Here is a 12825-nt window from a genome sequence, read left to right as displayed (position 1 = left end):
GTCCGCCCGGTATTGATCCTGCAAAATGATATCGGGAATCGTTTCAGTCCTACCGTTATTGTGGCTGCAATTACAGCACAAATTCAAAAAGCTAAACTCCCTACACATGTGGAGATTGATGCAAAACAATATGGGTTTGACCGTGATTCCGTTATTTTGCTAGAGCAGATACGAACACTTGATAAACAAAGGCTAACAGATAAAATTACAAAGTTAGATAAAGAAAAGATGAAAATGATTAACCAAGCATTAGAAATCAGTTTAGGGCTGAAGGATATGTATGATCAATAAATCCTCTTGTTATTGAAACAAGAGGATTTTTTTAATAGGCTTTGTGTGGAATATTATTTCATGATCAATTTGTATCTATGTTACAATAAATGTTGATATCTGCAGAAAATTGTAGGCTTCTATTAGACATATGCAGGGTAGATCCCGCGAGAAGGCATATGTTTTGTTGCACTATATGTAAGTATAAAAGTTTAAAGGTCTATAGTATAAGAAAAAGTAGCTTCTGCTATAAAGCTTTCGCGATAGGCCAATTTTTTCTAAAAAGAATAGAGGGCTTACACTTAAAAATATAACTATTTAACAATGTAGTATTACGTCGATGGGGGTAATGAAATGGATGAGAAGTTAAAAAATATGGCTATTGAAAACAGCGATTCGATTGTGCAACTTTGGATGGAAGAAATCAATTCCTTAAAGTTAGATAATTATACAGCAAGTATTTCTGATGAACTCTTTGAAAGTACGAATCGGCAATTCGTTAATGTTATCTTTCAAAGTATAAAAGATGGAGGTTCATCAAAAGCGGTTAAAGATTTTTCGGAAAGAATTATTAACCTTGGATGGCCTTTGGGGTATATTACCGATGGCTTACAGGTGTTTCGAAGAGTTACGGTAGATTACATTTTAAGCAAATATGAACAACTTAACTTTGAATTTATTTCCAATGTGCTAAAAAGTGTGGATGCTTGGGTAGAGCCTATTATCCGTCAACTTGTAAATGAGTATTCAGGAAGCTGGGAAAACACCGTTTCCTTACAACGAGTCGCTTTACAAGAATTATCTGCTCCATTAATACCTGTTATGGACGGAATTACGATTATGCCATTAATTGGAACAGTTGATACAGATCGTGCGAAATTAATCATGGAAAATCTATTAGACGGTGCGATTAAACATAACTCAGAAGTTGTTTTAATTGACATTACAGGTGTTCCTGTCGTCGATACGATGGTTGCTCATCATATTATCCAAGCAGCAGAAGCCGTCCGTTTGATTGGCGCAACATGTATTCTTGTAGGCATTAGACCAGAAATTGCCCAAACGATTGTTAATCTAGGCATTGATTTAAGTAAGTTCCCTACAAAGAGTTCCTTGAAGAAAGGGTTTCGTACAGCATTGGAAATTACAGACCGCCAAGTTGTTGATTTGGAAAATAGGGCGGATAGCATAGAACATATGATTCAATCGTTAAAAGGGGAGTGAAGATCGTGCGGATTCCTATTTTGAAACTTCACAACTATTTACTTATCTCCATACAAACAGAAATTGATGACCAAACAGCCATCCAATTTCAGGAGGATTTATTAGATAAAATTCATAAAAATGGTTCGACAGGAGTCGTTATTGATTTAACTTCTGTCGATATTATTGATTCATTTATTGCTAAAGTTTTAGGTGATGTCGTAACAATGTCAGATTTAATGGGGGCAAAGGTAGTTTTAACAGGGATTCAACCAGCTGTAGCGGTGACATTAATTGATCTAGGTATCCACCTGAAGAATGTACCTACGGCATTAAATTTAGAACAAGGCCTTATTAAACTCTACCAGGAATTGGGGGAATAGCCGATGAAGCCTCAATCTTGCGTGAATATAAAAAAAGAATGGGATATAGTGGCAGCAAGACAGTTAGGTAGAGATATTGCAAGGAAGATTGGCTTTGGCACTGTGGATCAAGCTCGTATAGCTACAACGATATCGGAATTATCCAGAAATATTTATTTGTATGCTGATCATGGACAAATCTGTTTTGAGGTAATTGATACATTTGATAATAAAGGGTTATGCATTATTGCTATTGATGTTGGTCCAGGTATTGAAGATATTGGACAGGTATTAGAAGATGGCTATTCTACGTCTGGAGGACTCGGAGCTGGTTTGCCTGGTGTCAAGAGGTTAATGGATGAGTTTGATATTCATTCGGAAGTTGGCAAAGGAACACGAATTAAGACGATTAAATGGCTAAGGTAAGTATGTATGAGGCTGTGGAAATGACAATGCGGGAAATGGAAACAGGGTAAATTAATATTAATTTGTCAAATTAAGCGAGACAACATGCCTTTTATTAAATCCTGACCTAGGGATAGTCGTTACACAAAGATAAATTACCAGAAGAAAGTATACTGAATTTCTTTTTCCCGTTACCCAGTGTCTTGGTAAAGGTGAATGAGGGGGAGAACGATGAGCAGTTTATTGAAATTAGACACAGAAGGATATAAAGCGTTAATGAAACGATATATTGAAACGAGAGATGAACAATCTTTATATGATATTGAGCAGGCGAGTAAGCTGTTTATTAAAAATAATATTCTTCCTGATGAAATTGTTAACATGCATATTCAGTCTCTCCAAGATTTGTATCCTAATTTAAGTGAAGACATTCAATATTCGATGAGTTTTTTGTTAGAGGCAATGATTGCATATGGGATTGCCCATCAAGAATACCAGCAGCTTAGGGAAAAGCAATCTGAGTTGAAGTCAGAAATATCAGTTGCAGCGAGCATGCAAGAAACCCTTTTAGAAACAAAAAAACCAACGATTGAAGGTTTGGATATCGGGGTTATTAGCGTCCCAGCACATCAAATGAATGGTGATTATCATCATTTTGTAAAAGGAAGAGATGGATCTTTAGGGATTGCTATAGCAGATGTAATCGGTAAAGGAATCCCGGCTGCTCTTTGTATGTCGATGATTAAGTATGCAATGGACAGTTATCCTGAGGATGCGATGACACCTAAAGCTATATTGGCGAATATGAACCGAGTGGTAGAAAGAAATGTAGATCCGAGTATGTTTATTACCATGTTTTATGCGCAATACCTTCCTTCTGATCATGCACTTCGTTACGCTTCAGCAGGGCATGAACCAGGGTTTTATTATAATTCCAGCCAAGACACCTTTGAAGAATTAACCACAAAAGGTCTGGTTCTAGGTGTTACACCAGACACTACTTATCCACAGTATGAATTAAAAATTGAGCCTAATGATATGGTTATTCTTTTAACCGACGGTGTAACGGAATGCAGAGATGGCGAACGCTTTATTGAGCGTCAAGAAGTACTGGACGTTATTAAGCAATATGCCCATTTACCAGTACAAAAGATCGTTGATCAAACGTTTAAATATTTTGAGCGATTACAGGATTTTGAACTAAGAGATGATTTCACATTACTTATTTTACGTAGGGAAGTTTAGTCATATGAAATGCTGGGTATTAGTAAATGGAATGTAGGATATTTAACGGTAAATGTAATGGTTTATCTAAGAAGTGTGAAATCATAAGCTCCTTCATTGATTTTGGGAGCTAGTCAATGAGATCTTTTGGGTTGTTAGAAAAACTTAGCTTGTCCCAAGTCTTATGGCGAACGCTGTCGTTTTTCTTATACTATAAACCTATAATCTTTTGTACTTTACTATCGTGAAAAAATTCCCTTTATTTAGCATATGATTTAGGAGGAAAAGTATGAACTTAACAATTAACGTGGTGAACGAACAACCAAGTAAATCTATTGTTTACTTAGCTGGCGAGATTGACGCTTATACTGCTCCAGATTTAAAAGAAGCTTTAATACCGCTTATGAGGCAAGAGGAACAAGTTGTTGAAGTAGATTTAGCGGAAGTGAACTATATGGACAGTACTGGTTTAGGAACTTTTATTAGTGCGTTAAAATCATCGAAAGAGTATAATAGCAAGCTTACATTGGTGAACATCCAAGACCGTGTACTACGGTTGTTTCAAATTACCGGATTAGACGAAATCATGGATATACGTGCTTCGATTCGAGGTGGAAGTGAATAATGAAGAATTTCGATTTTATTGAATTGAAAGTGCCGGCTAAAGCAGAGTATGTAGGTGTAGTGAGGCTAAGTATGTCAGGAATTGCTAATCGGATGGGATTTAGTTATGAAGATATTGAAGATTTGAAAATAGCTATATCGGAAGCCATTACAAATACGGTAACTCATGCCTATAACGAAGAAGATGAAGGTGAGGTAACCATTGGTTTTGGTGTATATGAAGATCGATTAGAAGTGATGGTTGCTGATCATGGCGGTAGTTTCGACTTAAATGAAGTAAAAGACGACATCGGGCCATATAAAGAGAACGAATCAATTGAAGAATTGAGAGAAGGGGGTTTTGGTCTGTTTTTAATTAATGCATTAATGGATAAAGTTCAAATCAATAATGAATATGGAGTCATTGTTTTAATGACAAAGTATATTCATGAATATGAAGCTGAGGTGGGCTTAGATGACGACCAAATCTCAACCACACAATAGCGGAAGAGATGAGGTTTACCAGTTAATTGAATCATTACAAAAAGAGCCTACGGATGAGTATTTACAGGAACAGCTTGTACTTAAATATAAGGATCTCGTGGAGTCTGTTGCACGTAAATATTCCAAAAATAGCGCCATTCATGAGGATCTTGTTCAAGTAGGTATGATCGGTTTGCTTGCTGCAGTACGTCGATATGATTCAACATTCGGTAAATCTTTTGAATCTTTTGCGATACCTACCATTATTGGGGAAATTAAGCGATTTATAAGAGACAAAACATGGAGTGTACACGTGCCTAGGCGGATTAAAGAATTAGGCCCTAAAATAAAAAAAGCTGTTGATACGTTAACAATGGAAAATCAATCTTCCCCTTCCATAAAGGAAATAGCTGACTTTCTACAAGTCTCTGAGGAAGATATTTTGGAAACAATGGAAATGGGAAAAAGCTATAAAGCTCTATCTGTAGACAGAAAGGTAGAAGCTGATTCAGACGGAAGCACAGTTGCTATATTAGATTTGGTTGGAAACGAGGAAGCTGGCTACGAACAGACGGACCAGAGGATGTTATTGGAGAAGATGCTTCCCATCTTGTCAGAACGTGAGCAAAAAATCTTACAATACACGTATTTCGAAAATAAGAGTCAAAAAGAAACTGGTGAATTGTTAGGTATATCGCAAATGCATGTTTCAAGGCTGCAGAGACGTTCGTTACGCAAATTACGAGAAGCTATTCAATCCGAGGATACGGAGGTCTTTGATTAAAAATGGGACAAGTAAAGGTGTCTGTATTTCAACAAGCGAAAACAGGCAATTACTACTGTGGTGATAGTTTTTTTTATGAAGAGACAAACCGTGAATTTGTTTGCGCTATTGCGGATGGGTTAGGCAGTGGAGAAATAGCAAAGGAATCATCTCAAGTTGTTATTGATATTATTCAAAATAATATTCATGCAAGTATTGAATCCATTATTAAAGAATGTAATCAACAATTGCAAGGAAAGCGCGGTGTAGTCATTGGCATTCTCAAACTGGATTTTCAAGCAGAGATGTATTCTTTTTCTTCTATTGGCAATATTGGTGTGTTAACAATAACTGACCATCAGCATAAAAAGCGTAATATACCCAATGCTGGCTATTTAGCTGGTTTCCATCGTCCGTTTAAAATTGTCCGGGAAAAACTCCTACCAGATATGGTGTTTATTATGTTTTCGGATGGAGTGACTGATCGCGATTTATCGCAAAAATATTTGCTGACGAAAAATGTCCAAGAAATTACCGAGACATTTAAATGTTTAGCTAGTGAAAATAGAAGTGATGATACAACATTAATAGCGATGCACTATAGAGGAGCTGATTGAAAAATCAGTCCTTTTCGTTCTGGTCTAGGAAATTATAAAATTTTGCAGCTGTGGATAAACGTACTAAGTTATTTAACCACGTCCGGCTCCAGCGCCCAGCAACTAGGCGACTTCACGAATCGCCCTACGATAAGTCATCATTGGTTCGTCAACACCGTCTCACCATGATTCCTAAAACTTTAGTTGCTTCGTTCCACTTGCTACGTTGCTAACAGGGCGCCCCGAGCCTTTGTTCCACTATAGGAAAGTATAAAAGTTTAAATGTTTATAGTATAAGAAAAACTATGCCATTCGCCATAAGACTTGGCGACAAGCCAAGTTTTTCTAATGAGGATATCAATCTTAAGGATGGGTGCGTCGAACATTTTTGTCATAGAGACATGTCCATAAGCTTCGTTCTTTTAACGTAGCCATAGCGATAGTAGGAAAGCAAATCATTTTTTGATAAAATAGACCACATGAGTAAAGGAGGAAAGCTTGTGGCAAATGAAATGAATCAAGAATTAAGTTTGTGGGTTGCGAATGAAACGAAAGTAAATGTACCCATTGTAAATAAAGTCATTGCTTTACTAGAAGATGGTAACACGGTTCCATTTATTGCCCGTTACCGAAAAGAAGCTACTGGTGGATTAGATGAAGTACAAATTAAATCTGTTCAAGATAAATGGAATTATGCCGTTCACTTAGCGGAAAGAAAGCAGGAAGTTTTACGTAGCATTGCTGATCAAGGGAAGTTAACAGATGAGCTACAGCAGGAAATAATAGCGGCAACGCAATTACAACGGGTGGAAGATTTATACCGTCCTTATAAACAAAAACGCCGGACAAGAGCCACGATTGCCAAAGAAAAAGGATTGGAGCCGTTAGCTGAACTTGTTTGGAGGCAAGAAATTACAACGCTGGCTAATGAAGCAACGAACTATCTTTCAGAGGAACACGAGTTACATACCGTAGAAGATGCCTTAGCTGGCGTAAATGATATTATTGCCGAGTGGATAGCTGATGACCCTGGGTATAGAGAATATATGCGTGAAGAGACGATGAAACGAGGTATGGTCGCATCAGAAGTGAAAGATCGTGAAAAAGATGAAAAACAAGTATATGAAATGTATTATGATTTCCATATGGCAGTTCGTTCTTTAGTATCACACCGGGTTCTCGCGCTTAATCGTGGTGAGAAAGAAGAAGTACTCAAAGTCACCATTCAACCTCCTACAGAACGGATTCTTGACTTTTTACAACAAAAAATAGTAACATCCTCTGCTCATGCTGATGTTTTGGAATTGTTACAACATGCGATTGAAGACAGTTATAAACGTTTAATTCAGCCTTCTTTAGAGCGTGAGATTCGAAACAACTTAACGGAAAAAGCAGAGCAGCAGGCAATAGAAGTGTTTTCCAAAAACTTAAAAAGCCTTTTACTCCAGCCGCCATTAAAAGGGAAAACAATACTGGGGGTAGATCCTGCATTTCGTACAGGTTGTAAGCTAGCCGTTGTGGATGAAACAGGCAAGGTACACCATGTTGGTGTTATGTATCCGACGGCACCAAGAAAAGATACGGCTGGTGCAAAAAAGATTGTTATGGATTTAATGAAGCAGTATTCAATTGAATTGATAGCGATTGGAAATGGCACAGCTTCTCGAGAGACAGAACAATTCATTGCCGATGTCATTCAAAATCAAAACCTATCGATTCCGTATATTATCGTGAATGAAGCAGGAGCAAGTGTGTATTCTGCATCGAAACTTGCGAGAGAAGAATTTCCTGAATTGCAAGTAGAAGAGAGAAGTGCAGTATCCATTGCGCGTCGTGTGCAAGATCCATTAGCAGAATTAGTAAAAATTGATCCAAAATCGATTGGTGTTGGACAATACCAGCATGATGTTAGTCAGAAAGCATTAAATGAATCGTTGACTTTTGTTGTAGAAACAGCAGTTAACCAAGTTGGTGTCAATGTGAATACCGCTTCTTCTTCTTTATTACAATATGTATCCGGATTAAGTAAGACTGTTGCTAATAACATCGTTAAGCGAAGAGAAGAAGAAGGAAAGTTTACGAACCGAAAACAATTAAAGAAAATCCCTCGTCTAGGAGCAAAAACATATGAACAAGGGATTGGTTTTTTACGGATCATGGATGGAGAACATGCTTTAGATCGAACCCCCATCCACCCAGAGAGTTATGCAGTAACGGAAAAGTTACTACATTTAATCGGTTGTTCCCTGGAAGATATTGGTGCAGATAAATTGAAAGAAGCTATTCAATCGATTAATACCAAAGAAGTTGCTAAACAATTAGAAGTAGGGGAACCGACGCTTCATGATATTGTCCAAGCGTTGACAAAGCCGGAGCGTGATCCACGTGATGATTTTCCACAACCAATTTTAAAGAAAAACGTATTATCGCTAGAAGACATTGAACATGGGATGGAATTACAAGGTACGGTACGAAATGTCGTCGATTTCGGCGTGTTTGTAGATATTGGCGTAAAGCAAGATGGGCTTGTTCATATTTCTAAAATGTCACATTCATTTGTGAAACATCCCATGGACATCGCCTCAGTAGGAGATGTTGTTACAGTGTGGGTAGAAGACATTGATGTGAATAAAGGAAGAATTGCATTATCCATGATTCAAGAGAAGTAATTATTGCGTAAAGATGTCGCTGCTGGAGAAAATATTCTCATACTCCTTTAGATAAGGTTACAAGGGAAAAATGTTTTCATTAAAAAATCCGAACTTTGATTTGGAAATCTGCTAGGAGGATTTCCAATTCGTTCGGATTTTTCTATACGTACATTTATTTAGTGAAAATAAATGAAAAGCTTATTAGGATTTTACACTTTCTGGAACTTGAAGTCCAAGCCCTTGTGCAATACGCTCGCCCCATTCAGCGTCAGCTTTATAGAAATGTTCAATTTGGCGAAGTTTTATTTTATCTCTTGTTACGGGTTTCATGTGATCAACAAATGCTTGAATTAAACGATCTTTTTCATCAGCAGACATTAAACGATATAAATCTCCAGCCTGTGTATAATGGTCATCACTGTCATACGGTACACTATCAGCTTCACCATAGACGTCAAATGGTTTTATTTTTGCTGTTGGATCCTCTACTGGACCATTTACACTATTCGGTTCATAGTTTGGTTTAGATCCGCCATTTCCATTAACTGCCATAAATCCATCTCTTTGGTAATGATTGACTTCTGCTTTTGGACGGTTAACCGGAATTTGGTGATGGTTTACACCAAGGCGATAACGGTGTGCATCAGAATATGCAAATAGACGTCCTTGTAGCATTTTATCTGGAGAAGCTTCAATTCCTGGTACAAATTGTCCAGGTGAGAAAGCTGCTTGTTCGACCTCAGCAAAATAGTTTTCAGGATTGCGATTTAAGATCATTCTTCCAACCTCAATACGTGGATAATCTTTTTTCGACCATACTTTAGTTACGTCGAAAGGATCCCATTTATACGTTTTCGCATCTTCATAAGGCATGATTTGTACATATAACTTCCATACTGGAAAATCTTCGTTTGCAATAGCGTTGTGTAAATCTTCTATATGATAATCTGGATTTTCTCCGGCAATCTTCTCTGCTAAAGAAGCCTCAAGCCCTTTTACACCTTGTTCACTAATGAAATGATATTTTATCCAAAAAGCTTCTCCGTCTTTATTAACCCATTTAAATGTATGACTACCGTAGCCATTCATATGTCTGAATGTTGCAGGGATTCCACGATCGCCATGCAAGTAAGTGATTTGGTGAAGTGACTCAGGAGAAAGTGACCAGAAATCCCAAACCATATCTTTATCTTTTAAATGTGTTTGTGGATTTCGTTTTTGTGTATGAATAAAGTCAGGGAACTTAATTGCATCTCTAATGAAAAATATAGGTGTATTATTGCCAACTAAATCATAATTTCCTTCATTTGTATAAAATTTAACAGAAAAACCACGTGGGTCACGAACCGTGTCGGCAGACCCTAATTCACCTGCTACTGTAGAAAAGCGAATAAATAAATCTGTACGTTTACCTGCTTCGCTTAAAAAATCAGCTTTGGTGTATTTGGAAATTTCATCGTTCGTTACTTCAAAGTAGCCATAAGCACCTGCACCTTTAGCATGAACAATACGTTCAGGAATTCTTTCTCTATTAAAGTGAGCTAGCTTTTCTAGCAAATGAAAGTCTTGTATAAGAGTAGGACCACGTTGTCCTGCTGTAATAGAATTTTGGTTATCAGCTACTGGCGCGCCTGCTGCTGTTGTCATTCGGTTTCTTGTATCCACATTAAATCCTCCCTCTAAGTAATAAATCAGAACTACAATTATATTATAATACAAATCAAACAAAAATCAATATTTATTTATAATTATTTTAAATAAATAAATGTAATCATGAGATTCGGTTAATATAGGTGAAAAATTGTGGTAAGTTATTGTATAATAATGTTGAAAAATGATAAGGAGTTTTTTCAAATGATAATAGTAAATGATAAAGAACTATATCACTTCGTAAATGATGTATCCCTTAACTGGTTCAATAAACCATTCTTTCATAAGGTTAAATTCAATCACCGCTTAAGAACGACAGGTGGGAGATATATTCCTGCTAAAAAAATGATTGAATTAAATCCAAAATACTTGGAAGAGGCAGGAGAACAAGCGTTTATAGGGATTATTAAACATGAACTTTGCCATTATCACTTACATATAGAAGGAAAAGGTTATAAGCATAGCGATCGTGATTTTAAAGAATTAATGTCTGCGACAAATTCTCCAAGGTTTTGTCAGCCATTACCTTCGCAGAGAGAATATAAATATATATATGCTTGTAAAACTTGTCATCAAACGTTTAAACGTCAGCGGAAAATGAGTACAAATAAGTATAGATGTGGCAAATGTAAGGGGAGAATAGCTTTAGTAATGGAGAAAGGTATATGAAAGCTTTTGGTGAAGTAAGTATAAACTTAAAGAAAATAGGAAAATACTATTGACGATTTTTGTCATTCGTGATACATTAAATAGGCTGTCAATTACATATTAATTGCAACCAAAAATGAGTTTATAAAATTTAGTTAATCTATTGACATTTAGTTTGATTTGATGTATTATATTTCTCGTTGTGATTTATTCAACTTATATTATTCCACAGTAGCTCAGTGGTAGAGCAATCGGCTGTTAACCGATCGGTCGTAGGTTCGAATCCTACCTGTGGAGCCAATTATGGAGAAGTACTCAAGTGGCTGAAGAGGCGCCCCTGCTAAGGGTGTAGGTCGCGTAAGCGGCGCGAGGGTTCAAATCCCTCCTTCTCCGCCATTTTATGGCCCGTTGGTCAAGCGGTTAAGACACCGCCCTTTCACGGCGGTAACACGGGTTCGAATCCCGTACGGGTCATTCTAAAAAATGAATAGGTCGGGTCCGGTAGTTCAGTTGGTTAGAATGCCTGCCTGTCACGCAGGAGGTCGCGGGTTCGAGTCCCGTCCGGACCGCCATTGTTGGGCTATAGCCAAGCGGTAAGGCATCGGGTTTTGATCCCGTGTATCCTAGGTTCGAATCCTAGTAGCCCAGCCATTTTTGCTTTTTAATGGATCTTTACAAGTTTACTATATCTTTGTTCTCGTAATAAGACAACAGAGAATTTCTAATCAGAAATAGGAGCCATTAGCTCAGTCGGTAGAGCATCTGACTTTTAATCAGAGGGTCGGAGGTTCGAATCCTCCATGGCTCACCATTACACATTTAAATATTGCGGGTGTGGCGGAATTGGCAGACGCGCTAGACTTAGGATCTAGTGTCTTCGGACGTGGGGGTTCAACTCCCTTCACCCGCATTAAGATATAACTGTTTTCTTCATATTATACTATAGAAGAAACTCGCAACTACCTCATCACAAAAAAACGAGTTGCTGTAAATTTTGGTTTCAGCTCCAAATTAATTGTGAAAAGGGAAGGTTAGGTAATAGTTTGCTTTTGCTTAAGCAGTTGCTACTATAGGGTATAGACTAATTGAAAGTTTATCTTAGTCTTAGTAAAATAAGTTCATTCAGAAGCTGTGATATACAGCCTTTTATTTTCCGCTTCATATATTGCGGTCGTGGCGGAATGGCAGACGCGCTAGGTTGAGGGCCTAGTGGGTGTATAACCCGTGGAGGTTCAAGTCCTCTCGACCGCATCAAAATTAATGAAATATTTTTTGCGCCCGTAGCTCAATTGGATAGAGCGTTTGACTACGGATCAAGAGGTTAGGGGTTCGACTCCTCTCGGGCGCGCCATATTACGGGAAGTAGCTCAGCTTGGTAGAGCACATGGTTTGGGACCATGGGGTCGCAGGTTCAAATCCTGTCTTCCCGACCATCGCACATTTGATGTGCGGGTGTAGTTTAATGGTAAAACCTCAGCCTTCCAAGCTGATGACGAGGGTTCGATTCCCTTCACCCGCTCCAATTAATTTTATGGGCCTGTAGCTCAGCTGGTTAGAGCGCACGCCTGATAAGCGTGAGGTCGGTGGTTCAAGTCCACTCAGGCCCATTTGCTTGCTATGCTAGGGAGTATGAACTTTATAGTTTGTAGTTTGTAGTTCAAAGGAAATGAAAACTATAGCATGAAGCTAATTTTCTCTAAAACTGGCAAGGCAAGATGATCTTATCATAAAAGAAATGTTGTCCACTAAAACAAATTATATTTTTATTAGAAAAGTGTTGACATTTCATTCTCTAGGTGATATGATATAAAAGTTGCTTCGTTGAAAGCAACGAAAAAATTTGCTCTTTGAAAACTGAACAAAACAACCAGTATGTCAAGGAAAAACAAACCCTGTTTTTCTTAAGAAATAAACTGAGAGAAATCTCAGAAGAAGCTAAGAATGATGAAGAACGGTGTTCATCATCA

At 37.6% G+C, this 12825-nt stretch carries 12 protein-coding genes and 12 tRNA genes; 23 read left to right on the top strand and 1 reads right to left on the bottom strand.

Annotated features, from left to right (window positions below; all coding sequences use genetic code 11):
* The 10 genes from HLX49_RS15700 to HLX49_RS15655 all read left to right on the top strand — a co-directional run.
* Nucleotides 1-291 (top strand): type II toxin-antitoxin system PemK/MazF family toxin (locus HLX49_RS15700; protein WP_296363057.1); only part of this gene is annotated, 291 nt, incomplete at its 5' end.
* Nucleotides 292-624: 333 nt separating this feature from the next.
* A complete protein-coding gene (locus tag HLX49_RS15695) occupies nt 625-1494 on the top strand; it encodes an RsbT co-antagonist protein RsbRA (protein ID WP_077702490.1) in 870 nt (289 codons plus the stop codon).
* Between the two features lie 5 nt (nt 1495-1499).
* Entirely contained in the window at nt 1500-1856 is a 357-nt protein-coding gene (locus HLX49_RS15690) for an STAS domain-containing protein (protein ID WP_073013079.1), read from the top strand.
* 3 nt (nt 1857-1859) lie between these two features.
* A complete protein-coding gene (locus tag HLX49_RS15685) occupies nt 1860-2261 on the top strand; it encodes an anti-sigma regulatory factor (protein WP_073013081.1) in 402 nt (133 codons plus the stop codon).
* 210 nt (nt 2262-2471) lie between these two features.
* Nucleotides 2472-3485 (top strand): PP2C family protein-serine/threonine phosphatase, encoded by a 1014-nt coding sequence (locus tag HLX49_RS15680; RefSeq protein WP_077702491.1) that lies wholly within the window; start codon nt 2472-2474, stop codon nt 3483-3485.
* Nucleotides 3486-3753: 268 nt separating this feature from the next.
* Nucleotides 3754-4089 carry an STAS domain-containing protein gene (locus tag HLX49_RS15675; RefSeq protein WP_077702492.1) on the top strand — a complete coding sequence of 112 codons (336 nt, stop codon included), beginning with the start codon at nt 3754-3756 and terminating at the stop codon, nt 4087-4089.
* The gene (gene rsbW / locus HLX49_RS15670) at nt 4089-4571 is read left to right on the top strand and encodes an anti-sigma B factor RsbW (protein WP_077702493.1); all 483 of its coding nucleotides are present in this window, start codon (nt 4089-4091) and stop codon (nt 4569-4571) included. Before HLX49_RS15675 ends, rsbW begins: the two co-directional genes overlap by 1 nt.
* Nucleotides 4543-5334 (top strand): RNA polymerase sigma factor SigB, encoded by a 792-nt coding sequence (gene sigB / locus HLX49_RS15665; RefSeq protein WP_077702494.1) that lies wholly within the window; start codon nt 4543-4545, stop codon nt 5332-5334. Before rsbW ends, sigB begins: the two co-directional genes overlap by 29 nt.
* Nucleotides 5335-5336: 2 nt before the next feature.
* Nucleotides 5337-5930 (top strand): SpoIIE family protein phosphatase, encoded by a 594-nt coding sequence (locus HLX49_RS15660; RefSeq protein WP_101933375.1) that lies wholly within the window; start codon nt 5337-5339, stop codon nt 5928-5930.
* Between the two features lie 491 nt (nt 5931-6421).
* Nucleotides 6422-8578 (top strand): Tex family protein, encoded by a 2157-nt coding sequence (locus HLX49_RS15655; RefSeq protein ID WP_296363059.1) that lies wholly within the window; start codon nt 6422-6424, stop codon nt 8576-8578.
* Nucleotides 8579-8761: 183 nt separating this feature from the next.
* Here the strand turns inward: HLX49_RS15655 and HLX49_RS15650 are convergent, their stop codons facing one another.
* Nucleotides 8762-10207 (bottom strand): catalase, encoded by a 1446-nt coding sequence (locus HLX49_RS15650; protein WP_077706819.1) that lies wholly within the window; start codon nt 10205-10207, stop codon nt 8762-8764.
* Nucleotides 10208-10414: 207 nt separating this feature from the next.
* Between HLX49_RS15650 and HLX49_RS15645 the strand changes: the two genes are divergently transcribed.
* The 13 genes from HLX49_RS15645 (at nt 10415) to HLX49_RS15585 (ending at nt 12465) form a co-directional block, all read left to right on the top strand.
* Nucleotides 10415-10879, top strand: a complete 465-nt coding sequence (locus tag HLX49_RS15645) for a SprT family protein (protein WP_077702496.1) — start codon at nt 10415-10417, stop codon at nt 10877-10879.
* Nucleotides 10880-11083: 204 nt separating this feature from the next.
* Nucleotides 11084-11158: transfer RNA gene (locus tag HLX49_RS15640), tRNA-Asn, on the top strand.
* Between the two features lie 5 nt (nt 11159-11163).
* Nucleotides 11164-11254: transfer RNA gene (locus tag HLX49_RS15635), tRNA-Ser, on the top strand.
* Nucleotides 11255-11260: 6 nt separating this feature from the next.
* Nucleotides 11261-11332: transfer RNA gene (locus tag HLX49_RS15630), tRNA-Glu, on the top strand.
* A 21-nt stretch (nt 11333-11353) separates the two neighbouring features.
* Nucleotides 11354-11430 (top strand) — tRNA-Asp (locus HLX49_RS15625).
* A 4-nt stretch (nt 11431-11434) separates the two neighbouring features.
* Nucleotides 11435-11509, top strand: a tRNA-Gln gene (locus HLX49_RS15620).
* An 84-nt stretch (nt 11510-11593) separates the two neighbouring features.
* Nucleotides 11594-11669, top strand: a tRNA-Lys gene (locus tag HLX49_RS15615).
* A 17-nt stretch (nt 11670-11686) separates the two neighbouring features.
* Nucleotides 11687-11768: transfer RNA gene (locus HLX49_RS15610), tRNA-Leu, on the top strand.
* A gap of 257 nt (nt 11769-12025) precedes the next feature.
* A tRNA-Leu gene (locus tag HLX49_RS15605) sits at nt 12026-12109 on the top strand.
* A gap of 23 nt (nt 12110-12132) precedes the next feature.
* Nucleotides 12133-12209 (top strand) — tRNA-Arg (locus HLX49_RS15600).
* Nucleotides 12210-12214: 5 nt separating this feature from the next.
* Nucleotides 12215-12291, top strand: a tRNA-Pro gene (locus tag HLX49_RS15595).
* Nucleotides 12292-12306: 15 nt separating this feature from the next.
* A tRNA-Gly gene (locus tag HLX49_RS15590) sits at nt 12307-12380 on the top strand.
* A gap of 11 nt (nt 12381-12391) precedes the next feature.
* Nucleotides 12392-12465: transfer RNA gene (locus HLX49_RS15585), tRNA-Ile, on the top strand.
* The last annotated feature ends 360 nt before the right edge of the window (nt 12466-12825 follow it).

This window comes from Virgibacillus sp. (assembly GCF_013393565.1).
GTDB lineage: Bacteria > Bacillota > Bacilli > Bacillales > Amphibacillaceae > Virgibacillus > Virgibacillus dokdonensis.
The sequence above is the reverse complement of the archived record's forward strand: the minus strand, read 5'-3'. Positions and strand labels throughout refer to the sequence as shown.

Coding starts and splice junctions, on each gene's coding strand:
- HLX49_RS15695 (WP_077702490.1), top strand. CDS start 625: ATGGATGAGAAGTTAAAAAATATGGCTATTGAAAACAGCGATTCGATT.
- HLX49_RS15685 (WP_073013081.1), top strand. CDS start 1,860: ATGAAGCCTCAATCTTGCGTGAATATAAAAAAAGAATGGGATATAGTG.
- HLX49_RS15680 (WP_077702491.1), top strand. CDS start 2,472: ATGAGCAGTTTATTGAAATTAGACACAGAAGGATATAAAGCGTTAATG.
- HLX49_RS15675 (WP_077702492.1), top strand. CDS start 3,754: ATGAACTTAACAATTAACGTGGTGAACGAACAACCAAGTAAATCTATT.
- rsbW (WP_077702493.1), top strand. CDS start 4,089: ATGAAGAATTTCGATTTTATTGAATTGAAAGTGCCGGCTAAAGCAGAG.
- sigB (WP_077702494.1), top strand. CDS start 4,543: ATGACGACCAAATCTCAACCACACAATAGCGGAAGAGATGAGGTTTAC.
- HLX49_RS15660 (WP_101933375.1), top strand. CDS start 5,337: ATGGGACAAGTAAAGGTGTCTGTATTTCAACAAGCGAAAACAGGCAAT.
- HLX49_RS15655 (WP_296363059.1), top strand. CDS start 6,422: ATGAATCAAGAATTAAGTTTGTGGGTTGCGAATGAAACGAAAGTAAAT.
- HLX49_RS15650 (WP_077706819.1), bottom strand. CDS start 10,207: ATGACAACAGCAGCAGGCGCGCCAGTAGCTGATAACCAAAATTCTATT.
- HLX49_RS15645 (WP_077702496.1), top strand. CDS start 10,415: ATGATAATAGTAAATGATAAAGAACTATATCACTTCGTAAATGATGTA.